The organism is Micromonospora sp. DT63, from assembly GCF_049841615.1.
Taxonomy (GTDB): Bacteria; Actinomycetota; Actinomycetes; order Mycobacteriales; family Micromonosporaceae; genus Micromonospora.
On the sequence record NZ_JBNCKQ010000001.1, the window covers coordinates 1,178,735 to 1,202,419 of the forward strand.

The 23,685-nt window shown below is 71.2% G+C and carries 19 protein-coding genes and 2 pseudogenes; 11 read left to right on the forward strand and 10 right to left on the reverse strand.

The window, feature by feature from the left end; genetic code table 11:
* Positions 1–159 precede the first annotated feature (159 nt).
* The 3 genes from ACLQ27_RS05380 (at position 160) to fxsT (ending at position 6,049) form a co-directional block, all read left to right on the forward strand.
* Complete coding sequence (locus ACLQ27_RS05380; protein ID WP_425865810.1) at positions 160–525, forward strand: hypothetical protein; 366 nt, start codon at positions 160–162, stop codon at positions 523–525.
* 48 nt (positions 526–573) lie between these two features.
* Entirely contained in the window at positions 574–2,070 is a 1,497-nt protein-coding gene (locus tag ACLQ27_RS05385) for an effector-associated domain 2-containing protein (protein WP_425865811.1), read from the forward strand.
* 88 nt (positions 2,071–2,158) lie between these two features.
* Positions 2,159–6,049 (forward strand): FxSxx-COOH system tetratricopeptide repeat protein, encoded by a 3,891-nt coding sequence (fxsT, locus tag ACLQ27_RS05390; RefSeq protein ID WP_425865812.1) that lies wholly within the window; start codon positions 2,159–2,161, stop codon positions 6,047–6,049.
* Between the two features lie 23 nt (positions 6,050–6,072).
* On the opposite strand, the gene ACLQ27_RS05395 is transcribed toward fxsT, so the two are convergent.
* The 5 genes from ACLQ27_RS05395 to ACLQ27_RS05415 form a co-directional block, all read right to left on the reverse strand.
* Positions 6,073–7,947 (reverse strand): aKG-HExxH-type peptide beta-hydroxylase, encoded by a 1,875-nt coding sequence (locus ACLQ27_RS05395; protein WP_425865813.1) that lies wholly within the window; start codon positions 7,945–7,947, stop codon positions 6,073–6,075.
* Positions 7,948–8,299: 352 nt separating this feature from the next.
* Positions 8,300–9,421 carry an effector-associated domain 2-containing protein gene (locus ACLQ27_RS05400; protein ID WP_425865814.1) on the reverse strand — a complete coding sequence of 374 codons (1,122 nt, stop codon included), beginning with the start codon at positions 9,419–9,421 and terminating at the stop codon, positions 8,300–8,302.
* Positions 9,422–9,654: 233 nt separating this feature from the next.
* Positions 9,655–10,152: a DUF3237 domain-containing protein gene (locus ACLQ27_RS05405; RefSeq protein ID WP_357492639.1), complete on the reverse strand. Its 498-nt coding sequence runs from the start codon at positions 10,150–10,152 to the stop codon at positions 9,655–9,657.
* On the reverse strand, positions 10,149–10,616 hold the full coding sequence (locus ACLQ27_RS05410; RefSeq protein WP_357492641.1) for a MarR family winged helix-turn-helix transcriptional regulator: 468 nt from the start codon (positions 10,614–10,616) through the stop codon (positions 10,149–10,151). Before ACLQ27_RS05410 ends, ACLQ27_RS05405 begins: the two co-directional genes overlap by 4 nt.
* Positions 10,613–11,842, reverse strand: coding sequence for a flavin-dependent oxidoreductase (locus ACLQ27_RS05415; RefSeq protein ID WP_425865943.1), 1,230 nt, complete (start codon positions 11,840–11,842; stop codon positions 10,613–10,615). Before ACLQ27_RS05415 ends, ACLQ27_RS05410 begins: the two co-directional genes overlap by 4 nt.
* Before the next feature lie 250 nt (positions 11,843–12,092).
* On the opposite strand from ACLQ27_RS05415, the gene ACLQ27_RS05420 reads away from it, so the two are divergent.
* The 7 genes and pseudogenes from ACLQ27_RS05420 to ACLQ27_RS05450 all read left to right on the forward strand — a co-directional run bounded on the left by ACLQ27_RS05420 (position 12,093) and on the right by ACLQ27_RS05450 (position 16,455).
* Positions 12,093–13,067 (forward strand): ABC transporter substrate-binding protein, encoded by a 975-nt coding sequence (locus ACLQ27_RS05420; RefSeq protein WP_425865815.1) that lies wholly within the window; start codon positions 12,093–12,095, stop codon positions 13,065–13,067.
* Between the two features lie 7 nt (positions 13,068–13,074).
* Complete coding sequence (locus ACLQ27_RS05425) at positions 13,075–13,845, forward strand: ABC transporter permease (protein ID WP_234582715.1); 771 nt, start codon at positions 13,075–13,077, stop codon at positions 13,843–13,845.
* Positions 13,842–14,657, forward strand: coding sequence for an ABC transporter permease (locus ACLQ27_RS05430; protein WP_425865816.1), 816 nt, complete (start codon positions 13,842–13,844; stop codon positions 14,655–14,657). The genes ACLQ27_RS05425 and ACLQ27_RS05430 overlap by 4 nt, the downstream gene beginning before the upstream one ends.
* Positions 14,650–15,465, forward strand: coding sequence for an ABC transporter ATP-binding protein (locus tag ACLQ27_RS05435; protein WP_357492647.1), 816 nt, complete (start codon positions 14,650–14,652; stop codon positions 15,463–15,465). The genes ACLQ27_RS05430 and ACLQ27_RS05435 overlap by 8 nt, the downstream gene beginning before the upstream one ends.
* Before the next feature lie 56 nt (positions 15,466–15,521).
* Positions 15,522–15,725, forward strand: a pseudogene (locus tag ACLQ27_RS05440) (PaaX family transcriptional regulator C-terminal domain-containing protein); the annotation flags it as partial.
* A gap of 100 nt (positions 15,726–15,825) precedes the next feature.
* Positions 15,826–16,020, forward strand: a pseudogene (locus ACLQ27_RS05445) (PaaX family transcriptional regulator C-terminal domain-containing protein); the annotation flags it as partial.
* A gap of 18 nt (positions 16,021–16,038) precedes the next feature.
* Complete coding sequence (locus ACLQ27_RS05450) at positions 16,039–16,455, forward strand: PaaX family transcriptional regulator C-terminal domain-containing protein (RefSeq protein WP_425865817.1); 417 nt, start codon at positions 16,039–16,041, stop codon at positions 16,453–16,455.
* 16 nt (positions 16,456–16,471) lie between these two features.
* Here ACLQ27_RS05450 and ACLQ27_RS05455 read toward each other — a convergent pair whose 3' ends face one another.
* The 5 genes from ACLQ27_RS05455 to ACLQ27_RS05475 all read right to left on the reverse strand — a co-directional run bounded on the left by ACLQ27_RS05455 (position 16,472) and on the right by ACLQ27_RS05475 (position 22,986).
* Positions 16,472–18,172, reverse strand: a complete 1,701-nt coding sequence (locus ACLQ27_RS05455) for a CocE/NonD family hydrolase (RefSeq protein ID WP_425865818.1) — start codon at positions 18,170–18,172, stop codon at positions 16,472–16,474.
* Positions 18,173–18,228: 56 nt separating this feature from the next.
* The gene (locus ACLQ27_RS05460; RefSeq protein WP_234582710.1) at positions 18,229–19,098 is read right to left on the reverse strand and encodes a carbohydrate ABC transporter permease; all 870 of its coding nucleotides are present in this window, start codon (positions 19,096–19,098) and stop codon (positions 18,229–18,231) included.
* Complete coding sequence (locus tag ACLQ27_RS05465) at positions 19,095–20,048, reverse strand: carbohydrate ABC transporter permease (protein WP_357493424.1); 954 nt, start codon at positions 20,046–20,048, stop codon at positions 19,095–19,097. The genes ACLQ27_RS05460 and ACLQ27_RS05465 overlap by 4 nt, the downstream gene beginning before the upstream one ends.
* 71 nt (positions 20,049–20,119) lie before the next feature.
* Entirely contained in the window at positions 20,120–21,388 is a 1,269-nt protein-coding gene (locus ACLQ27_RS05470) for an ABC transporter substrate-binding protein (RefSeq protein ID WP_357492653.1), read from the reverse strand.
* A gap of 416 nt (positions 21,389–21,804) precedes the next feature.
* On the reverse strand, positions 21,805–22,986 hold the full coding sequence (locus tag ACLQ27_RS05475; RefSeq protein WP_357574140.1) for a low temperature requirement protein A: 1,182 nt from the start codon (positions 22,984–22,986) through the stop codon (positions 21,805–21,807).
* Positions 22,987–23,075: 89 nt separating this feature from the next.
* Here ACLQ27_RS05475 and ACLQ27_RS05480 point away from each other — a divergent pair, with 89 nt between their 5' ends.
* On the forward strand, positions 23,076–23,684 hold the full coding sequence (locus tag ACLQ27_RS05480) for a class I SAM-dependent DNA methyltransferase (RefSeq protein ID WP_357574141.1): 609 nt from the start codon (positions 23,076–23,078) through the stop codon (positions 23,682–23,684).
* Position 23,685: the final 1 nt, after the last annotated feature.

Sequence of the window (23,685 nt, forward strand, 5' to 3'; positions counted from 1 at the left end):
GCAGGTCAAGGCCGAGAAGCATCGAGATCTGTCAAGTTGGCGACACTTTGTCGATCACACGGTTCCGGCCTCGACTAATACCATAGGCCCATGTCACCAAAGGTCTCGATTGTCGTCACGGACCGCCACCGTGATCTGGGCCCGAGAGCCGGTGCCGACGTGACCTTTCTGCCGCTCGGCGAGGACGACGGCGTCCCGGTCTACCCCACCTCGACCCCGACGCTGATACGGGAGCTGGCGGCCGCGGGTCTGGTGGCTGAGACCTGGCATCCCGCCGCGGAATGCGAGTTCGTCGCGTCGCGTGGCCCGGTAACCGACACTCTGCTCCAGATCGTCGCCGGGGTCGGCTCCTCCGCGGGGTGGTATGCCCTGCTGTCGCTGCTGCGCCGGCGCACCGGGCAGGTCACCGTCCGCGCCGTCGTGGACGACGGCGTCCAGCGGCGGCGCGTGGAGGTGACCGGCGAGGCCGCCGACGTCGTCGAGGCGCTGGGGATGCTCGACCCGTTCCGGTCGGAGCCCTCCTGATGGCGCTGGCCGGGATGGCCCGCCGAGTCCCCGCCAGCGAGCGGTGACATGAGGCCCGCCCGGGAGGCCTCGCGGCGCTACTCACCGGCCGTCGTGGACGAACGCCGCCGGCTCGTCGGGCAGATCGCGACAGTCATGCAGGCGTCCTCGATCATCCGTGACCCGGGCAGCCGGCAGTTGCTGCTCCAGGAACTGAACCACGCGTTGGCCGGCGCGCTGGGCTACCGGGAGCTGAGCCTGCTGCGACCCCAGATCGTCGAGCTCGTGACGGTGTGCGTGGATCGCCCGGGCGGGCTGCGCCGCCTCGTCGACTGCATGGAGCTACTCGAACCAGGCAGCGATCACACCATCACGCTGCTGCGCCTGGCCGACGAGTGGCACACGGTCGAGCTGTTCATCGACCACGACGTCCCCTGGCTGCGCGACGCGCTGTCGGCCGTCGATGTGACGGGGGAGCTGCGGCGGTTCGTCGCCGAGACCCGCGCGACCCCGCCCCCGCCCTGGTGCCGGACGGCCTGGGATCTCCTCACCCACCTCGCGTCGGCGAACTCGCACGCCTCGGTGCCGCCGTGGCTGGCGCTGCTGGACAGGGTGACACCTGCCGTACCGGAGGCGGTTCAGGAGCGGATGCGGGACCTGGTCGCGCAATTGGCCCGGGACTGGGGGGCCACCGAACAGATCGAGGCGTCCCAGCCGGAGCTTCCCGCGCCCGTCGGCACCGCCTACCTGGTCATCCAGTTCGAGAAGTACGGCGGCGACGACGACAGCTACATCATGTCGCACTGGTATCAGTGGTCGTCCCCGGTGTGGCAGCCGATCCGCGGCGAGGATCGGCGCGTCTGGTACGGGGAGCTCGAGGCGGCCGTCGACCAGGTCATCAACGAGACCGAACGCCGATGGGCGGATCAGAGCGGTGCGGTGACCATCGAGTTCGTGCTGCCCTGGCAGCTGATCAACGAGCCGGTCGACACCTGGCGCAAGGAACTCCAGTCGCCGCTGCCCAGCCCGCTGACGACGGAATATCCGCTGGTGATCAGGAGCCTGGACCGCATCCGCGCCGGCCACTGGCACCGGGTCTGGCGCAACCGTTGGCAGGGCCTGACCCGAAGTGACGGCGACCGGCAGCTGATCCACTGCGCGTCGCGGCACCAGGTCGACGTCCAGCTCCAGGCGGCCCTCAACAGCAAGAGCAGCGTCGCGGTGCTGGTGCTCAGCGAAACCCCGACCGCGAACAGCGACGGTGAGCGGCAACTGCTCGTCGGGTTGCGGTCCGGAGTTCCGGCAATCGTCTGGCACCGGAACGCACCATCCACAAAGGACCTGTGCGAGACTGTCGCGTCGATGATCGGCGATCACGTGTCCGGCCGAGGGGTGGTCGAGCTTCCGCGTCATGCCGCGCGCCTGCGGCAGCTCGCGTGGAGTGAGGACCCCGACGTGCTCGGCCCGCACATGGGACACGGCTTGGTGATTTTGTTCGACGACCCGGACCGGCAGCCAGGGGGCACGGCCGCCACCGACGACGGCAGGCGAAAGGTTTTGGCATGAGCGGCACCGACCACCGGACGTGGTGTGCCGCCGACGGGGCCCGCCGCCAGCGATCGGCGCGGCTCACCTCCACCTCGGCGGGTACGCGATGAGCCGGCCGGCCTCGGCGACCGCCACCGCGGGGAGTCGGCAGGCCGAGGCCCTCGGGCTCGTTCCGGCACGCGGCGGGCGCGAGCTCGTCGTGGTAGTCGACCACGACCCGGTGATGGAGTTCTGGGCCGACGAGGTCTCGACGTTCGTGGCGGTGCTGCGGGCCCAGCGCGCCTTCACGTCGGTCGAGGTGATGCGCCTGACTGTCGACGACGGCGCGGTGTGGGTGGCCGGCGAGTCAGGGGCGGGCAAGGCCCCGCCCGCCAGCCTGGTCGACTCCGCCGGCGAGCGGGTCATCTTCCTGGTGACGCACGGCGGGTCGGACGCCTGGCGAACCGGACTGGTCCATCCCGTGCTGGCCGCGTGGGCCGGCAGCGTGCCCGTCGCCGTGGTCAATCTGCTGCCGCAGCAGCGCTGGCGCGAGCGGGGCATGGAAACGACCGAGGTGGCGTGGCGCCTCGACGGCGCGGGATCGGCGACCGCCCGGTCGCCCTGGCGGCTCACCGGCCCGGATCTGCGCGCCCCCGACGATCGGGACGACGCCCAGCCGACGGCCGTGCCGGTCATCGAACGTGGCATGGACTGGTTGCAGCGGTGGAGCCGACTACTGGCCGAACCGTCGGCGGGCGAGCTGCGGACACCCGCGCTGCTCCTGCCGTCCGACGAGCCGACAGCCCGCCGACCGGGCCGGTCACTGACCGCTCACGATCTCGTCGCCCGGTTCCGGGCCACCGTGTCGCCCGCCGCGTTCACGCTGGCGACACGGCTGGCGGCCGCACCGCTCAATGTCCGGATGATCCGCGCCGTGGCGCGCACCACGGTCCGCTCCGGGCCGGAGCAGGTGACCGAGGTGCTGACGAGCGACCTGGTACGCCCGGTTCCGCGCACGGCAGCGGCCAGCGGCGACACCAGCATCAGGTACGAGTTCGTGCACGGCGCACGCGAGCGGCTCCTCACGCTCGGATACCGCGACCGCACGATCGAGGTCCAGCACCTCGTCGAGTACGAACTCGCACACGACGTGGAGGCGGTGCGCAACCTCGCCCTCCGCGTGAAGGACCCGCGGAACGCGTCGTACGACCGCGTCACTCCGGTCGCCGAGCCCTACCTGCGGGTCGAACTGGCTGTTCACCTCTCGCTGGGTGGGCCGAACCTCGTCGCAGCCGCACGGCTGGGTGAGTCGCTCGGCTCTCCCATCCCACGGCAGGTACGTCGAGTACTGCAGCCGCCTTCCGTTATCGCCCACAGGACCATGGAGTCCGGAATGTCTGACAGAGTGAACTCGCCGGACCAGGGGGGCTCGTTCGGCAGCGCGCCCCACCTCACGCTGGACGCCGCGCGGGGCATCATCCCGAGCAGCCGGCCGAGCAACGACCTGCAGCCCGCGCAATGGCTCGACGGGCAACTGCCGGCCATCGTCGGCAACCTGCCGCTGCGAAACACCAACTTCACCGGGCGGCGCGAGTTGCTCGACGGCCTGCACCAGCGGCTGCGTGCCGGCACCACCGCCGTGTTGCCGGAGGCGCTGCACGGCGCCGGCGGGGTGGGCAAGTCCCAGCTCGCCATCGAGTACGTCTACCTCCATCAGCAGGACTTCGACCTGATCTGGTGGATCCCGGCCGAACGACCGGCCCAGATCCAGTCCGCGCTCGTCGAGTTGGCGGCACGCCTGGAGCTGCCGGTCCCGTCCACCGCCAACACGGCGGTACCTGCGGCCCTGGAGGCACTGCGCATCGGGCGCCCGTACTCCAACTGGTTGCTCGTGTTCGACAACGCCGAGGACCCGGAGAGCGTCGAACAGTTCTTCCCCAAGGGCGGTCCCGGCAGCATCGTCGTCACCTCCCGCAACGGCGCGTGGCGGGAGGTGGCCAACAGCCTCCCGGTCGACGTGTTCGAACGGCAGGAGAGCATCGATCTGCTCCGCCGTCGCGGGCCCGACCTGGCTGTCAACGACGCCGACCGGCTCGCCGCGGCACTGGGTGACCTACCGCTGGCCATCGAGCAGGCGGCGGCCTGGCGCGCGGAGACGCGGATGCCGGCCGACGAATACCTGGAACTCCTCGACGCCAACCGGCCGCTGCTCGACGACGAAAGCACCCAGCAGGACTATCCGGAGCTCGTCGCCGCGGCGTGGAACGTGTCGCTCAACTGGCTGCGCGGCCAGGACCTGCCGGCGCTGCGGCTGCTGCAGATGTGCGCGTTCTTCGCGCCCGAGCCGATCGGCAAGGTGCTCCTGTCGAAGCCGCGCGCGCTGCGCATCCATCCCGATCTCGATCTCCTCGTCCGCAACCCGGTCCGCCTCAACCGGGCGATCCGCACGATCGGCCGGCTCTCGCTGGCGCGCATCGACCACCGGACGAACTCCTTCCAGATGCACCGCCTCGTCCAACGGGTGCTGATCAACCAGATGGACCCGCAGGACCGGGACGCCCTGCGGCACGGCGCTCACATGCTGCTGGCCGGCAACGACCCGGACCAGCCCGACGACGCCGACCACTGGCCGCGGTACGCGCAGCTCTACCCGCACATCGTCGCCTCCGGGGCGGAGCGGTGCGGGAACGAACTCGTCCGGGACATGGTGCGCAACGAGGCCCAGTACCTCTGGCGGTGGGGCGACCACCTCGGCGCCCGGGACCTGGCCCAGCGTGCGTGGACGGCCTGGCGGGCCGACGGCAACGAGCCCGACCCGGACAGCCTTCGGATGGCCAGCTGGCTCGGCTTCATGCACTTCGTGGTGGGCGATTACGCCGCCGCGGCCAGCCTGAACGCCGAGACCCTCAAGCTCTACCGGCAGACCCTCGGCGAGGACCAGGAGGAGACGTTGAACGCGCTCGGCGCGGTGGCCGCCGACCACCGCGTCGCCGGCGACTTCGCCGGTGCGCTGGACCGCTCACTGGCCGTGTACGAGCAGGCGAAGCGGAATTTCGGTGAGGAGGAGCCCTTCACGCTGCGCGCCGCGCACAACCTCGCCGTCAGCATGCGGTTGTCCGGCCTGTTCGGCCGGGCACTGCAGCTCGACGAGCAGTCCTACCAGCGCAGAGTGCAGATCTACGGCACCGACCACCTGGACAGCCTGAGCACCTTCGGCGGCATCAACCTCGACCGCCGGGAGTTGGGTGACTACGTCGCGGCGCATGCCAACCAGGAGACGGTGGTGGCCACGGCCCGCCGGATGCTGAGGTACGACGACCACCCGGAGGTCCTGCGGCAGAGCCACATGCTGGCGAGCTTCAGGCGCAAGGCCGGCCACCACCACGACGCCCTCGACCTGTCCAGCGACGTGCTCCGCCGGTTCCGTACGCGCTACGGCGACGACCATCCGGACACCGTGCTCGCGACGTTGACCTTCTCCATCGACCAGCGGCTGACCGGTGACCTGCGGGCCGCCCGGGAAGCGGCGGAGGTGGCGGTGGACGGGCTGCGTCGGCTGTACGGCGAGCACCACCCGCACGCGGCGGGCGCGCAGGTCGACCTGGCCGTGACGGTGCGCCTGCTGGGCGAGAGCGAACAGGCCCGCGAGCTCGACGAGGCGGCGCTGGACCGGCTGACCAGGCGGCTCGGCGATGCGCACGCCCTGGTGCTGGTCGCCCGGATCAACCTGGCAAGCGACCACTACGACCTCGGCGACGCCGCCGCGGCGCGGGCCCTCGACGCGGACACCCTCGAACAGTGCCGTCGGGTGCTGGGCACCACGCATCCCACCAGCCTCGTGTGCGCGCTGAACCTCGCCATGGACCTACGCGATCTCGGACGCGACGCGGAGGCCGGCGCGCTGTTCGACACGAGCCTCGAGCAACTCCGGCAGACCCTCGGCGCCCGGCACCCGGCGGTCGCGGCGGTCGGCGCCGGCGTACGGGCCAACTGCGACATCGACCCGCTGCCGCTGTAGCGGCCGGCGTGCGGTCCGGCGGGTCAGGCAGTAGGCCAGCCCGCCGGATCTGCGCTGTCGAGCTCCCGGTCCCCCAGCCCGGCACCGATCCAGCCGGCCAACTCCAGCGGATCCGGGATGACCGCGGCCGGTCCGCGTGACCGCAGCCCGTGGAGCACGGCCAGGACGAGTTCCGGCCGGCCCAGGAGGGCCCGCGTCACCGGATCGCCGGGCTGGTCGACGTGGGCGAGGCCGAGACCCACCCAGCCGTGCACGCTGAATGGGTCCCGCCGCAGTTCGCCGAGGTAGTCGGCACGCGCCCGTTCGACGTCGCCGGCGACGAGGGCCAGGTCGGCCGCTGTGGCGCCGGCCACCGTCGCACCGACATCGTCGGGCTGAGCGGCCAGCCGGTTGAAGGCGTCCGGGTCGAACAGCAGGTACCGGCTCAGCACGGCCCGCGCGTCGAGCAGGCCCACCGGCGGTTCGGCCCGCACCTTCGCGGTGCCGACGGCGCGTACCGCGTCCGCTGCCGGGGTACCGCGCCGCCAGGCTGCCGCGAGCGCGTCGTGGTCGGCGGGGTCGAGGACGATGTTGTGACCCCGCCACAACGCGTGGTGGTCCACGGCGGCGGCGTGCGCCACATCGCCGGCGGCGACCGACACGGGCTCGTCCTGGCATGCCGTCAGCTCCGCGGACAGGGTGTCGACAAACCGCTGACCATGCCCGGTCAGCCGACCGGACCCCGCGAGCGCCCGCAGGATGCTCAGGGTCTGTCGCCGCCACAGCGCGAACTCGAAGTCGGCGGCTGCCCGCTGCCCCGGCGCGGCCCGCTGTCGGTGGACCCGCCAGAACTGGGTGATGCCGGCGAACGCGTACGCACCCTGGAGCAGGCCGGGAAGCGGCCTGGGATCGTCCCGCCAGGGGGCGTAGTAGCGGAGGCGGCCGTCGGCCTCGCAGAGGGTGAGCAGGTGGGTCAGGGCACCGAGCTTCTGATGCTGGGACTCGTGTACCAGGGTCACCGCCAGTTGCAGCGGGTCGTCGGGTCGGGAGAGCAGGATGCCGCCGAACGCCTCGGTGCCGGAGGCCGACAGCGGGCGGAACCGCTCGCGGGACGGCACCGGCGTGAAGGTGCGCACGATGCCGCCGATCGCCTCGGCGGGGCCGGGTTGCTCGTCGACCAGCAACGCCCAGGCGCGGGCGAGGTCCGCGCGCCAGCCGGCGATCTCGGACTGCGACAGCTGGTCCGGCGGCGTGGGGCCGCGCAGGTCGCGGTACAGGTCGCGGTCGAGCAGTTCGACCCGGAGCCCGGTGCCGCCCGCGCGGACCTCGATGACAACAGGTTCGTGCCAGTCCGGGTCGCCGGCTCGGCACCGTACGGTGCGGGCGCCGGTCTCCAGGTCGACCTCTCCCCCACCGTGGGCCCGGACCCGGACGACGTCGGCCTCCGGCGGTACCGACGCGGCGCCCACGGTGGGCAGGACCGCCGTCCCGTGCCGCGCCGGGATGTCCAGTTCGAACGAGAGGCCGGCCCGGACGGCACTCGCCGCCGCGAGTGCGTGCAGGTAGCCGACGTCGGGCCAGGACGGTGCAGGGTCGCCGCTGGTACGCAGCCGGCGCAGGGTGTGTGCGGCCCAGCTGCCGACCTGCGGCCGGGCCAGAATGTCCTCGGTGATCTCTGGTGCGGCGTCGTACGCCCGGACCAGCAGGTCCCAGGCGTCACTGGCGGGGGCGAGCGGACCGCAGGCGTCGGCCCGGTCGGCGCAGATGTCCAACAGGGCCCGCAGCACGATCAGCCGCCAGCTGCGCTCGGAGCGCCAGAGCGCCGCGATGCTCTGGTCGTCGCCGGCCCCGGTGGCCAGGGCGTGGAAGTGTGCGTGTGGGAGGCGGGTCGGACCTAACGGGAGGGGATCAGACGACATGCTCCTCCGAATCCGGCCCGGCGGACCGTATCCGGCTCGGGAAGGAGCCGCTGTAGCCACTGATGCTGCCCCCCGAGTCAGCGACTCTTTCTGCTACCCGCGAGATCGCCGCAGTCATGCCGGTGGGGTCAAGGGATCGCAGCGTCGCCACGGTCACCGCCGACAAGTCAGGCAGCTCAGACTCGATACCGGCGAGGCGTTCCTCCATGTACGGCAACCCCCAAGTGATGACAGTCGATAGCGACATTATTACGTACCGCTGCATGCGGCGAAAGCGGCGAGCGACGGGCACCAGGGTGGAACCGGGTTCCCGGCATCCGATGTGGACGCCCGGCGAAACCCGCGCCGGACGTCAGGGATTCGGTACCAGCCGCGTGGCGGCGTTCTCGACCCGGGCCATCGCGGCCTCGTCGGTGGCGAAGAAGCGAACCGCCTCGACGAGTTCGGACAGGGCGCCCGGATACCGCAGGCAGGTGCGCACGACACTGATCGCGTCGAGCCGCGCCGCGCTGCTGCGCCGGATGGCCGCGTACACCTGGCCACGCAGCAGGCTCAGGATCTCCTCACGGTCGTTCGGCCGCAGGAACTCCGGTACCTCGAGCAGGGCCTCCACGAACGGACCCAGCAGGGCCGGGGACGGCGGCGCCGGAGCCGGTGGCGGTGCGCTCCCGGCCGCGGGCCCGTGCAGGACCAGGCCCTCGTCGCCGAGGGCGTTGCGGTGCCAGAGGTAGGTCGGGGTCTGCGCGGTGAGCCCGTTCGCCCGCAGCGCGACGAACCGCTCCCGCAGCAGGGCCATGAGCCGCTCCGGCTGCGCGAGGCCGCCGGCCTCCCCGCCGTCGAGCAGTCGCAGGACCTCCCGGCTGAACAACCCGGTACGCCGCACACTCAGGTTGGCCGCGACCTGGCCGAGACCGGCGGCGAACAGGACGTCCTGCTGGCGGCCGACAACCGGCGCACCCACGGGAAAGGTCTCGCTGCCGGGCACGTGAGCGCCGTCCGATCGACCGTGCAACTGACACGCGTCGATGATCCACACCTGCCGGTCGCATGCCGGTACGAGGTCCGAGGCGTACGAGGCAAGCATGGCGTCGAGGTCGAGGGAGCCGGCATCGGTGACCGTGGCATCGGCGTAGTAGAGCTGCCGGTGCCGGCCGGTGTCGACCTGGCCGTGCCCGCCCCAGATCACATAGAGGATCGGCGCCCGCCGCGCCGGCAGGTCGCGCAACAGCACCTCGCGTACGGTCGCCCGGTCGGCCGGACGCCGCACGACTCCCGGCGCGAGGGCGTCCGGGCCGGGATCGGGCGAGGACAGCACTGTCACCTGCCCGGGCGGCACGCCCTGGGCCACGAACCAGCGAGCGAACCGGACGGCGTCGTCGACCGGTCCGGCCAGGCTCCACTCGGGGCCCGCCGCGTACCTGTCGATACCGACCACGACCACGTGCACATCGCGCGGATCGCGGTCACGGTCCATCGTTCACCCCTCATCTGCGGTGCGGCCGGTGAGCCGATCCAGGGCGGTCCGGGATCCGGTGCCGGTCGGTCCGCACCGCAGGGCACCCCTGCCGGTTCCGCCGGGGACTCCCGCCACAGTAGTAAGCGGTGGACCTGCCGGCCACCCGCGTCGCCGGGCGGCGACCCCGGGGCGGTGCGGCAGCCGAGGGCTTCCCTGGCTGCCGCACGGCTGGTCGCGGGTCCAGGGGCCGGCTACGTGACGCGGTAGGCGGTGTAGCGCACCCGGTCGGCCTCGCGGATCGCGGACGCCACGAAAACGCTCTGCTCCAGGACCGCCAGCGCGGGCACCGAGGTCTCCAGCCGTACGCCCAGGCGGAAGTAGTACTCGGCGGGGTCGACCGGATCGCCGCGGAGCAACGCTTCGAGGATCTCCGGGCGTCCGCTGCGGACCCCGAACGTACGGAGGTAGATGTGGCCGCCGTCGGCGGTGCGCGCCGAGTATCGTGTGTCGATCTCGATGGCGCCGTCGGGGCGGACCACTTGCCAGTCGGCGCCGCCCGGGAGGATCTCCGCCTCGAACAGGCCGGTGATCTGGCCGCCGACGATGGGCACGACGCGGCGGTGGCCCGCGCGGGTCACCCCGTGGTCCTCCAACGCGCCGAGCCGGGCCGCCACCTCGAACGCGGCCTCCAGACCGGGAATCGGCGGGGCGCTCACCGGGCCCCGACCGGCAGCTCGACGCGTACTCATGGGGTGTCCTTGGTTTGCGCGAGGGCGTCGCGGAGGCGTTCCAGCGCGGGCACCGCGGCGGCGAGGGCCGCGCGGTCCGCCGCCGGCAGGGTCGCCGCGGCGCGGGCGACCAGGTCTCCGCTCGCGAGGTCGAAGCGGTCGAACAGGTCGAGGGCCTTCGGGGTGGCGAGGACGTCGACGTGGCGGTGGTTGCCGGGACGGGGGCGGCGCTCGACGAGACCGTTGCCCTCCATCGTGGTCAGCAGGTTGCTGACCGTCGAGCGGCTCAGGCGGAGTCGTTCGGCCAGCTCGCCGGGACCGGACACGGTGCCCCGGGGCAGGGCCCGCACGATCTCGATCTGCGCGTCCGGGATCTCCGGCAGGTGCTCGGCGGCCCGGGCGGCGGCGAGCAGCGTGCGGCGCAGCGGCGAGATCACCGACGCCAGTCGCGCCGCGTCCAGCCCGGTCGGCTCCGGGCCGGTCACGGCAGGACACCGGAGAAGACAGTCGGCGTCAGGGAGGCCCGTTCGTTGAGGTCGGCGGGCAGGAAGCCGGCCGCCTTCTTGTACCCGGTGGCGATCTCGGTCAGCTCCTCCGGCGGGATGACGTCGTGGATGTGCGCGAACCCGTCGGGGGCCCGCTCGCGGGCGAGCACCATCACCTGTTCCGGGCCCTGCCGCCGGTTGCTCAGCACGAGCGCGGTGGTCGCCGGCCGCCGGTCCGCCTCGTAGGCGTCGAGCGCCTGCCGCACCGTCGGCGCGGTGGCGAGGTGGAAGGCGAGGGTACGCCCGTCGAGGATCGCCTGCGACGCCCCGTTGGAACCGTTCGGATACATCGGGTGCGCCGCGTCCCCGAGCAGCGTCGTGTTCCCGTGGGTCCAGGTGTCGATCGGGTCGCGGTCCACCATCGGGTATTCGAGGATCTCGTCGGCGGCGGCGAGCAGTGCCGGGACGTCGAGCCACGGGAAACGCCAGTCTGCGAAGAGGGAGACGACCGGCGCGGGGTCGACCGTCCGGTTCCAGTCCGCGTTGGGCCCGGCGAAACCGGGCCCGCGCCGCTCCGCGACGACGTTGATCAGGCCGGCACCGATCGGGTACGCGACGAACTTCTGTTCCGCGTCCCCCGCCATGATCATGGTTCGCCCGTCCAGGAAGCCGGACGCCCGTGCCGTGCCCCGCCACAGCGTCAGCCCGTTCCAGAGCGGCGGTCCCTCGCCGGGATGGTGTTGCCCGCGCAGCGCGGAGTGGATGCCGTCCGCTCCGACGATCAGGTCGCCCGCGACGCTCACCTCCCCCGCCGCCGTCGCGAAGTGCGCGACGCCGTCGCGGACGCCGACGAGCCGGTGCCCGGTGCGCACCACGTCGGGCCCCAGCCGTTCCCGCACCACGGTGAGCAGTTCCATCTGGAACCGGCCGCGGTGCACGGAAAGCTGCGGCCAGCGATATCCGGCGTCGAGTCCGCGCGGTTCGCTCCAGATCTGCTGACCGTGCCGGTTGTGGTAGGCGAGCGTGCCGGGGGCGGCGCCCAGCCTTTCCACGCGGTCGCCGAGGCCCAATTCGGTCAGCTCCCGGACGGCGTGCGGGAGCAGATTGATCCCGACGCCGAGTGGGCGCAGCACGTCGGCTCGCTCGTAGATGGTGATCTCACGGAAGCCGGCCCGGTGCAGGCTGAGAGCGGTGGTGAGGCCACCGATCCCCGCGCCCACGATCACGATCGCCAAGTCGTCGCTCCCTCCGCCACCGGACCACCAATCGCATAGTTTGGTCACAAAATCGTCACGCGTCAAGACGTATTCCCATCGAGTTCCGACCACTCGTCTCGCATTGCGATTCGCCTTATCGGAATTCTTGACAATCAATCACCTCTGCATGACGCTGATCGACGCGGTCGGATGGTTCACCTCTCCTCGCCGGCCCTCACTCCTCCGGATGCACCAGCGCTTCGCACGGAAGGGCTCGTCCATGAAGAAGGCCACCGCCCTCGCTGTTCTCACCGCCGTCGCGATCGCCCTGACCGGCTGTACGGACTCCGACGCCACCGATCCGTCCCCCGGGACGAGCGGCGACCTGCGCAAGGTCCGCGTGGCCGCGCTGCCGATCAGCGAGACCGCCGCGCTGTGGGGCGGCATCAAGGCGGGCATCTTCCGGGAGCAGGGGCTCGACGTGGAGGTCGTGCCCGCGCAGGGCGGCGCGCAGGCCATCCCGGCGCTGCTCAACGGCGACATCGACTTCGCTATCGGTCAGCCGTTCGGCCCGTTCCGCGCCGACCTGCAGAACCTCGGCGTGGTGATCATCGGGAACTACGCGTCGTCCTACGCCGACGGTGACGACATCAACGCCGTGGTGACGTCGGCGAAGTCGGGCATCACCCGGCCCGCCCAGCTCGCCGGGCGCAAGGTGTCGGTGAACAGCCTGGGCGCCGCCGGCGACGTCACGATCATGGCAGCGGTCGAGAAGGACGGCGGCGATCCGGCGAAGGTCAAGTTCGTCGAGGTGGCCTTCCCGGACGCGCCGGCCCAGCTCGCGGCCGGCAACATCGACGCCGCCTGGGTGACCGAGCCGTTCATCACCCAGCTGCGCAAACGCGGTGACGTCCTCGTGGTCGCCCCCTATCAGGCCACCGTTCCCGGACTCACCACCCTGACGACGATCACGTCGAGCAAGCTGAAGGACTCCGACGCCTCCCTGGTCGCGGACTTCTCGGCGGCGATGAAGAAGACGCTCACCTGGGCCAAGGATCCGGCGAACGAGAAGGACCTGCGTCAGGCCATCAAGGACAACCTCAAACTGCCGGAGGCGGTGGCGGACTCCGTGCGGCTCCCGGCGTTCGGATGGGAGCTCGACCGGGCCGGCCTGGAGCAACTGGCGACGCTCGCCCAGAAGTACCGCGTCCTCGACCGGCGACCCGACTTCGACCGCCTCATCCAGCAGCAGTAGCCGGCCGATGCGCAAGATCCTGCTGGGCGCCGCCGGTCTGCTGGGGTTCCTCGTCGTCTGGCAACTGATCCCGACCCTGGGACTGGTCGACCCGCACTACCTGCCGTACGCCACCGACGTGTTCGGACGGTTGGCCGAGGAGGTCCGCGACCTGGCGTTCTGGCGGCGGGTCCGGCTCACCATGACGTCGTGGGCGATCGGCCTGACGGTGGCCACGCTCGCCGCGGTCGCGCTGGGGACCGTGATCGGGATGGTGCCGTTCCTGCGTCGCGCGACGCACACGACTGTCGAGTTCCTGCGGCCGGTGCCGTCGGTCGCGCTGATCCCGCTCGCCGTGCTGATGTTCGGCCTGCAGATGCGCGCCGCGCTCGTCATCATCGTCTACGCGGCGTTCTGGCAGGTGTTCGTGCAGGTGATCTACGGGGTCGCCGACGTCGACACGGTCGCCCGGGACACCGCGCGGAGTTTCGGCCTCACCCGTGCCGAGCGGCTTCGGTATCTCGTCCTGCCGACCGCGCTGCCGTACCTGATGACCGGCCTGCGTCTCGGCGCGGCGGTCGCCCTCATCCTGGCCGTGACCGCGGAGATGGTGATCGGTAACCCCGGCCTCGGGCGCATGATCGAGCTGTCCCGCTCCGCCGGAGACGCGGTCGGCCTCTACGGGCTCGTCGTGGTCACCGGGATGCTCGGGCTGCTGGTGAACGTCGTGTTCCGCTTCGTCGAACGGCGCTCGCTGGCCTGGCACCAGTCGGTGCTCGCGGACGAGGCGACCCGGTGACCGCCGTCGGCACGGGCCGGGCCCGCCCTCGCGACCTGGGCGTCCGGGTCGCCGAGAACGTCCTGTTCGCGGTCGGGCTCCCCGTTCTGGCCGTCGGGCTCTGGGCCGTCTGGTCCACCCGGTCGACGAACCGGTTCCTCGTCGGCCCCCGTACGCTCCTCGACGCGTTCCGGCAGACCTGGATCGGCCCGGCGTTCGTCGACGACGTCCTGCCGAGCGTGTACCGGCTCCTGATCGGACTGTTCGCGTCGATCCTGCTCGGCGTCGCCGCCGGCGTCGTCATCGGCCGGTTCCGCCCGCTCCGCGAGATCCTCGAACCGCTGCTGGAGTTCTTCCGCGCGATTCCGCCGCCCGTCCTGATCCCGGTCGCGATGCTCCTGCTCGGCATCACCGACACCATGAAGGTCGTCGTCATCTCCTCCGGCGCGATCTGGCCGATCCTGCTGAACACGATCGAGGGCGTCCGGGCGACCGACAGCGTGATGCTGGAGACCGCGTACTCGTTCCGGATCTCCCGGTGGGACCGGCTGTGGCGGCTGATCCTCCCGGCGGCGAGTCCGCGCATCATGACCGGCGTACGGCAGGCGCTCTCGGTGGCCCTGATCCTCATGGTGATCTCGGAGATGTTCGCGTCGTCGGCCGGCCTCGGCTACCGGATCGCCTACTTCCAGCGGAACTACCTCATCGCCGAGATGTGGAGCGGCATCCTCCTGCTCGGCCTCATCGGCGTCGTCCTCGCCGTGGTCTTCGGTGTCGTCGAACGCCGCGTCCTGCGCTGGTACCACGGAATGAAGGAGGTCACCCGTGGCTGACGGGCGTCCCCTGCTGAGGGTCGAGCACCTGCGGAAGGTCTACGCGTCCGGCCGGGGCGAGGTCGAGGCGATCGGGGACATCAGCTTCACGATGGATCCCGGCGAGCTGCTGTGCGTCGTCGGACCCTCGGGCTGCGGGAAGACCACGCTCCTGAAATGCCTGTCCGGGCTGCTCCGGCCGACCAGCGGCCTCGTCGAGATGGAGGGGTCGCCGGTGACCGGCCCGAGCCCGGCGATGGCGGTGGTCTTCCAGGAGTACGGCCGCAGCCTCTATCCGTGGCTGACCGTCCGAGGCAACGTCGAGCTTCCGCTTCGCCACAAGAAGCTCTCCCGCGCCGAACGCGCCCGGCTGGTCGACGACGCCCTCGACGCGGTCGGGCTGCCGCATTCGGGGCGCAGCCATCCGTGGCAGCTGTCCGGCGGGATGCAGCAGCGGGTCGCGATAGCGCGGGCCCTCGCGTACCAGCCGGACGTGCTGATCATGGACGAGCCGTTCGCCGCGGTGGACGCGCAGACCCGCGCCGACCTGGAGGACCTCGTCCGCGAACTGCACCGCACGCGGCGGATCTCGACGGTCTTCGTGACCCACGACATCGACGAGTCGGTGTATCTGGGCCAACGCGTGCTCGTCCTGTCCAACTCCCCCACCCGGGTGCAGGAGGACCTCGCGATCGACCTCCCGCCCGAGCGCGACCAGCTCACCACCCGGGCCCTGCCCCGCTTCACCGAGCTGCGGACCCGCGTCTACGAGCAGATCCAGCGGGCCAAGCGCGGGCCGGTCCCCCCGGGACCGGCCCGTCGTCAGTAGACGCCCGTCCGGCTCGGCCAGAACACCGGAGCGCATCAGTGGTGATCCCGTACGAGATGGCGGACATCGTCCCCGACGTCGCCGGCTCCGTGCGGTTGCCCCGTCGCCAGGCGGGCAGCTCGCCGCAGGGCCTGGCGACGACGTTGATCGCTGACTACACCGCGCGTACGCGGGCCTGGCTGCCCTCGGCGTCGATCGTCGCGCTGCTCGCGGAGACCGGGGTCAGCCCCACCGGCGGCCGCACCGCCATCAGCCGGCTGGCCCGCCGGGGAGTCCTCGAGAACCACCGGGACGGTCGGCGCAGCTCGTACCGGCTGACCCCGGACCGCCGCCGACGAACTGCTGGGCGGCGGGGCCTGGATAGCCGGATTCGCCGCCGGGGGCGACTCGTGGGACGGGTCCTGGACGCTTGTCGCCTTCTCCCTACCCCAGGAGGCCAACGGTCACCGGCGCGCGCTGCGCGACCAGCTGCGCTGGCTGGGGTTCGCGTCGCTGTTCGACGGGCTGTGGATCTCCCCCGACGCGCCGAACCCGACCGTCGAGAACCGCCTCCGGGCCTTCGGCGTCGGTGCCATGAGCATCTTCCGGGCCCGGCACGTGGACCTGGCGAATACGAGCGACAGGTCGCCGATCGAGGCGTGGGACGTGGCCGCCATCGCCCACCAGTACGAGACGTTCATCGAGCGCTGGCGGCCGCTGCTCCCGCAGATCCGGACCGGGCGGATCACCGGCGCCCGCGCGGTCGCCACCCGCACCGAGGTCATGGACACCTACCGGCGTTTCCCCGTCCTCGACCCGCAGCTGCCGATCGCGCTGATGCCCGCCGACTGGCCCCGAGGCCGTGCCCGGGAGCTGTTCGTCTCGGTCTACGACGGCCTCGCCGCGCCCGCCGAGGAACACGTGCGCGCGGTCGTCGCCCGGTTCGCCGACTCCCCCGACCCGGGCATCCGCGCCCACACCACCGGGGATCTCCGCGCGGGCGCCGCCTGACGGCCTCGACGCCGCGTCAGCCACGCCCGCCGCCGGTCGCCGGTGCCCACCCGTCCCAAACCGGCAGGTCGATCCGGGACGGGTGGGCGGGGTCGTGGGAGATCTCCTGCTCCGCCCGGACGGTGGTGGCCGCGGTGGCGGCCGGTTCGCCGGTGCCCGGATTGCGGGCGTAGCGCGGATGCGCCCCCGAGCTGACCTGCACGGCGATCCGGTGGCCGGAGGCGAAGCGGTGGAAGGCCGGCCACAGCGGCACGTCCAGGGTCACGAAACCGTCCCCGTCGGGCGGCGGGTCGGTGGCCGCCGTGCCGACGCTGCCGATGCGGCGGATGCCGTCGCACACGCTCATCGAGCGGCCGTCGGGGTGCACGTCGCAGATCCGCACGAACACGTCGGCGCTGGCGGCCGTCGAGCGGAACCGGACCCGGGCGACCGGCTCCCCGGCGAGGACGACCGGGTGTGCCAGCGGTGGGCTGCGGAAGACGACCACGTCCGGGCGGCGTTCGTGGGCGCGGGTGTCGACCGGTCCGCAGCTGGGGCCCATGTCGGGGCCACCGAGCGCCGGTGTGGGCCGGTCGGGGTCGTAGCTGTAGCGGGTGGTGCCCCCGGCGGGGATCGCCGGGTCGAGCAGCCCGGACGGGTGCAGGTACCAGCGCCGCGTCGCGGTGCCCGGTGGCGGCCACACAGGTAGGTCGTGCCACTGGTCCGCACCCGTGAGGAAGGCGCGCACGGGCGCCGGCCGGGTCGCGGAAGCGCCGGCGAAGTGTTCCTTGAGGAACGCGATCGACTCGGCGAGAAACGGGCTCCGCTCACCGCCGTGGCCCCACGGGCCGATGGTCAGCCGGGGCGGGCGGCCGGCCGCGACCAGTTGGGCGTAGTTGCGCAGTTGCCAGGGCAGGAAGATGTCGTACCAGCCGGTGGCCAGGTAGACGGGTGCGGTCACGTCGGGCACCGATGCGGTGTGCGACTGCCGGGTCCAGTAGTCGTCGGTGAGCTTCTCGTGCGCCAGCCAGTCCTGGTACCAGCCGATCGGGTGGCCGGCCACGGCGGTGTCCCCGCGGGCCAGGGGCAGGACGTCGAGGGCCTCGGCCAGTTTCCGATCCGGGCGCCGGGCGAGCCGCGCCCGGATCAGGGCGCCGCGCGGGCCCCGCAGGACCATCCGGCGCGACCAGCCGAGCGAGCCGCCCAGCCAGAAGGCGCCGTTGGTCCAGGTGACCGCACCGAAGTCGGCCATGGTGACGTTCAGGCACAGGGCGTCCGGGGCGTTCCCGGGGTCGTCGCGGCACATCCGTCCGGCCACCGCCCACTGGGTGTAGCCGAGGTAACTCTCCCCGTACGTCGCGACGGCGCCGGTGAACCACGGCTGGCGGCGTACCCACCGGTGGGTGGCCATGCCGTCGCACTCCTCGTCGAGCTGGGGCCGGAAGGTGCCTCCGGAACCGCCCGTGCCCCGGCAGCTCTGCACCAGCACGGTGAACCCGGTCCCGGCCAGCGCGGGCGCATGGGTGAGCGAGCCGTGCCGGCCGTACGGCGAGCGGACCACGATCGTGGGCAGCGGCGGTTCCCCGGCGCCGACCGGTTGGTACAGGTCGGCTACCAGTTCGACGCCGTCGTCCATCGGCACGCGCAGCCTGCGCCGCACGGTGAACGGGTAGGGCGGCCCGGTCGGGCGGCGGGCACGTCGGAGCAGGCCGGCCAGCCGGCGGCGGACACCTGTCATCGCCCGTCCCTGTTCGACCTCGGTCGCTGTGGTCAGGAGGTGGTGGGCCGGGCACCTCAGCCCTTGAACGCGCCTTCCATGATTCCCTGCACCAGCTTGCGCCCGACGAAGACGAAGAGCACCAGCAGCGGAATGGTGGCCAGGAACGAGCCGGACATGGCCAGGCCCAGATCGATGTCCCGGTTCTGCTGCAGTGCCTTGATGGCGATCTGGGCGGTGTAGTTCTCCGGCGACTTCAGCACGATGAACGGCCAGAGGAAGTCGTTCCAGGCGTAGACGAACGTGAACAGCCCCAGCACGAACGCCGCCGGGCGCACCAGCGGGAACGCCACCCGCCAGAAGATCTGCCAGGTGGTCGCCCCGTCCACCCGAGCGGCGTTCATCAGCTCGTCGTCGATGGTGTTGCCGATGTGCTGGCGCATCCAGAAGATGCCGAACGCGCTGACCAGCCCAGGAACGATCACCGCCTGGAGGCTGTCCACCCAGTTGAGGCGGGAGATGATCAGATATTGCGGCACGACAGCCAGTTGAGCCGGCACCGTCATGGTCAGCACGACGATGAGGAACAGCGTGTTGCGGCCGGGGAAGGACAGCTTGGCGAAGGCGAAGCCGGCCAACGCGCAGAGCACCGCCTGCCCCACGGCGATGGTGCTGGCCACGATGAGGCTGTTGAGCAGGGACTGTACGAACGGCACGATGGTGAAGACCAGCTTCGCCAGGTGCAGGAAGTTGCCGCCGGGCGTGAGGTGCGGCGGGAGGGTCGTGGCGGTGGCGGAGTCCGTCGTGGCCACCACGAACATCCAGTAGAGCGGGAAGACGCTGACCAGGCTCGTGAGGGTGAGCAGGAGGTAGACCGTCGTCGGGACGCGGTTGGCGTGACGCCGCCGGGCCCGCTTGGGTGCGGCGGTCGAGGTTCCGGGCTTCATGGACGCTCCGAGCGGATGCGGGTGGCCAGCAGGTAGTTGAGGCCGGCGAAGGCCACCACGATGAGGAAGAGCGCGACACCGACGGCCGCGCCGTAGCCGAAGTGGAACTGCCCGAACGACTGTTCGTAGAGGTAGAGGGTGACGGTCTGGCACTGCCGCGCCGCCCCGCAGGTGAGGCCACCGACCGGGTTGGCCAGCAGAGGCTCGGTGAAGACCTGCAGGCCGCCGATGGTCGACGTGACGACGGTGAAGGCGATGATCGGCCGCAGCGACGGGATGGTGATGTGCAGGAACTGCTTCCAGCCGTTCGCACCGTCCGCCGCGGCGGCCTCGAACAGTTCTCGGGGGACCGCCTGCAACGAGGCGAGGTACAGCAGCGTGTTGTAGCCGGTCCAGCGCCAGGCGATCATCGTGGCGATCATGACGTGGCTGCCCCACAGCGAGGCGGTGAAATCGATGTGCTCGAAGCCCAGCAGGCCGAGGATCCAGTTGATCATGCCGTAGTCCCGGTCGAACATCTGGGCGAACACGATAGTGGTGGCCGCCACCGAGGTGACGTAGGGAACGAGCACCGACATCCGGAACACCGTGGCCAGCCGCAGCCGCGCGTGGTTCAACATGTGCGCCAGGCCCAGGGCCAGGAGCAACTGCGGCACCGTCGACAGCACCCAGATGCTGAACGTGTTGCGCAGCGCGCCCCAGAAGCGCGGGTCGTGCACGAGGTCGGAAAAGTTGTCCAGCCCCACGAAGCGGTGTTCACCGATCGGATCCCAGTCGAACAGGGAGATGTAGAAGGTGAACAGCAACGGGAAGAGGCCGAAGATCAGGAACAGGATGAAGAAGGGCGAGATGTACGCGTACGGAGCCAGCCGCTCCCGTACGCTCTGCCGGATCTGCCGGTTGCGGCTGGGCCGTGGGAGGTCCGGTGCGGCGGCGGCCGGGCTGAGCATGGTGGTCAAGGCGTCACCTTCCCGACGTGCGGCAGCCGGGCCGGACCCGGCTGCCGCACATCAACCGTCCGTCATTCGCGCACGGCGTTCTTGACATTGGTCAGGGCGGTGTTCCAGGCGTTGGCCGGGTCCACCTTGCCCTGCTCGACGCTGGTGAGGGTGTTGAGCAGTTCGGTGCCGATGGGGCCGTCCTTCGGGCCGAAGTAGAAGGGCTTGATCCCGACCACCGACTGGGTGTAGATCTTGCCGATCGGCGCGTTGTTGAAGAACGGGTCGGTCTTGCCGACCAGCTGCGGGTCCGTGTAGACCGACGGCGTGGTGGGCAGCGATCCCTGCGACACGAAGTGCGCCAGCTGGCCCTTGGGTGACTGCATCTCGGAGATGTAGTTCCACGCCGCCTTCGCGTTCTTGGCGCGCTTGGGGATGGCGAGGAAGCTGCCACCCCAGTTGCCCGAGCCGCCGGGGATGGTGGCGATGTCCCACTTGCCGTTGGTCTCCGGGGCGTTCGTCTTCATCTGGCTGAGCATCCAGGACGGCGAGCACACCACCGCGTAGTCGCCCTTCTTCATGGCGGCGGTCCAGCCGGACGAGAACGATTCCTGCTTGGCGGAGATGCCCGCGGTGAAGGCCCTCAGCGTCACGTCGAACGCCGCCTTGACCTGGTCGTTGTCGTAGTCCAGCTTGCGGTCGGCGCTGTAGTAGCGCTGGCTGCCCTGGTTGACCGCCTGGAAGAAGACGCTCGTCGGCGTGTTGTCCACGAACGGCTTGCCGGTCTTCTGGACGTAGGTCTTGCCGACGTTGATGAAGTCGTCCCACGTCGGCCAGAGCTTGGCGACCGCCTCCCGGTCGGTGGGCAGCCCGGCCGCCTTGAACAGGTCGGTGCGGTAGGCGACCGCCAGGCCACCGACGTCGGTCGGCACACCGACGATCTTGTTGTCCTTGGTGGTCGACTGCGCCATCACCCAGTCGAGGTAGTTGCCCTTGATGTCGCCCGCGCCCAGCGTGGTGAGGTCGACGAAGTTGTCCGGCGACTGCATGAACTTCGGCAGGTCGTCGGCCTGGATCAGCACCAGGTCGGGCACCTTGCCGCCGGCCAGCGCGGCGGTGAGCGCCTGGGCGGTCTCGGTAGTGGTGCCCACCTCGGTGAGCTTGACGCGCACATCCGGGTGCGCCTTGGTGTAGACGTCGACGTCGGCCTTCTGGTTGATGTTGGCGAACGACCAGAAGTCGAACGTCTTCGTGTCGGCCGAGCTGGATGTGCCATCCGATCCCTGACAGCCGGCCAGGAGGAGGGCGGCTGTGGCGACGATGGCTGCGGCGGTGGTCCGGACGCGTTTCAACGGCCCTCCATACGGTGATCGTGCGGGGCGGTGGTCGGGTGACCGCGGTGGATCGGAGCGATGGGCGTGCCGGCTGCGGGCACGGGAGGCAGCGGCTGACGGGCGGCCGCACCGACGGGGTCAACTCTGGCCGCGTCGTAGGCGAGGTCGTCGGTTCCCGTCTCCGAAATCTATCGAGACATTTGCATGCCACTATTTCGTGCGCTGAGGCTACTAACTGCCACGTCATCCGTCAACAACCTCGCTGCCAGCAGGACCGCCCGCCGGCCGGGGAGCGTCCCGACCTCACCGCGCCGAAAGTTTCAGGCACCAGCAACCCGCCCGGGACCGGCGAAAGCCGGTGGCGGCGGGATCGCTGCCGCGGGGCACACAGGGTGCCGATGCCGAGGCGTACCAGCCGGCGGGCGACCTGCGGATCAGCCACCTCGACCGGGACGGCCCAGGTCGGCCCCGCCGACGAGGCCGAGCACCACGGCGGCCAGGACCAGGACCGCCAGGCCCGGCAGCCGGGCGCCGACCGGGACAGCCGCCATCAGCACCAGCGCCCCGCCCAGCCGGTGGACGGAGCGCCGCCCGCGGACCTCGTACTCCGCCCAGCCCTGCGCGAGGAGGAACAACGCCGGACCGCCGAGCATGATGACCGCCGGCGGCAACCCGCCCTCGTCGGTGGGGTGGGCGATGACCAGCTCGAATCCGACGGCGGTGACCAGCACACTGGCCACCGTCACCAGGTGGATGTAGGTCGCCCGCTCGCCGAGTCGCGCCGGGGACGTCGAGTCGCGGATCGCGGTGGGGAGCAGGTGTCCGGCGCGGTGGAAGTAGATCCGCCAGAACAGCACCGTGACGGCGAACGCGATGACGAACGCGGCGACCTTCGCGGGGGTCAACCGGTCCGCGCTGGAGGCCAGGCCGATCACCAGGATCGCCTCGCCGAGCGCGATCAGGAACACCTGCTGGTAGCGCTCCACCAGGTGGACCCCGTTGATCACCCACTGGTTCACCCGGGAGGCGCCGAGCCGGGGTATCGGCCAGCCGGTGGCGAACCCCACGTACTCGATGGCCAGGGCACCGGCCCAGACCGCGGGACGGGAGTGCTCGCTCACGGCGGCGCCGATGAGCCAGGGCACCGCGGCGACTGCCGTCCAGATCGTGATGCGGGTCGTCACCAACCGTCGTGGATGGTGGCGCAACGCCAGCGTGAGCGCGAGTGGCCGGCCGAGCTGGATGGTGACGTAGGTGACCGCGAACACCACGGCTCGGCCGCCGAACGCGTACGGCATCCCGATGGCCAGCACCAGCGCGCCGAACATGACCACGATGACCAGCGCCTGGACGAACGCCAGCGCCGGATCGTAGAGGCTGGTGACCCAGGCCGCCAACATCCAGATCAACCAGAGCAGCAGGAAGAAGAACAGCGCCTCGGCGGCCCCCGCCCGCACGTCGCGCTCCGGCTCGCTGGCGTTCAGCTCGGTGATGAGCCGTTGCGCGACCCGGGTGAGGGCGAAGACGAAGACCAGGTCGTAGAAGAGTTCGAGAAACGCCGCCCGGGGCGAGGCCACCGGATCGCGCAGCAGCCGTCCCGTCCACCCGTGCGCCATCCCGGCCACCCCCCGGGCACTAACGATCTTCTGGACGGGCGGTTGCGTGCGGTCGGTCGCCCGGAGGGCGGAGCTCCTATAGTCGGGCGGTGGGCACGGAACAGGTACAGCAGGCGTACGCCGCGGTCGCGGATCTCTACATCGAACTGTTCGGCACGCGGGAGAAGGTGGACCCCGACGATCTCGCCCTCATCGGCCGGCACCTGGGGGGCCGACCCGGTCCGGTGCTCGACCTGGGCTGCGGCCCGGGTCACCTCACCGACCACCTGCGCTCGCTGGGCGTCGACGCCACGGGCGTCGACGTGGTCCCCGAGTTCATCGCCCACGCGCGGGCGACCCATCCCGGCGGCAGCTACCGCCTCGGGTCGCTGGACGACCTCGACGTCGCCGACCACTCAGTCGCCGGCATCCTGGCCTGGTACTCGCTGATCCACCTGCCGCCGGAGCGCCTCGACGGCGTGCTCGCCACGTTCCGTCGCGCCCTGGCCCCGTCCGGACGGTTGGTGCTGGGGCTCTTCGCCGGCGACGAGGTCGACGCCTTCGACCACAAGGTCCTGACCGCCTACCGGTGGCCCGTCGACGAGATCTCCGAGCGGCTGGCGCGCGCCGGCTTCACCGAGGTCGAACGCCTGGAGCGCCCGGACGGTGGAATCCATCGGCCGCATTTCGCCATCGTGGCGGTCGTCACCGAGGAATGAG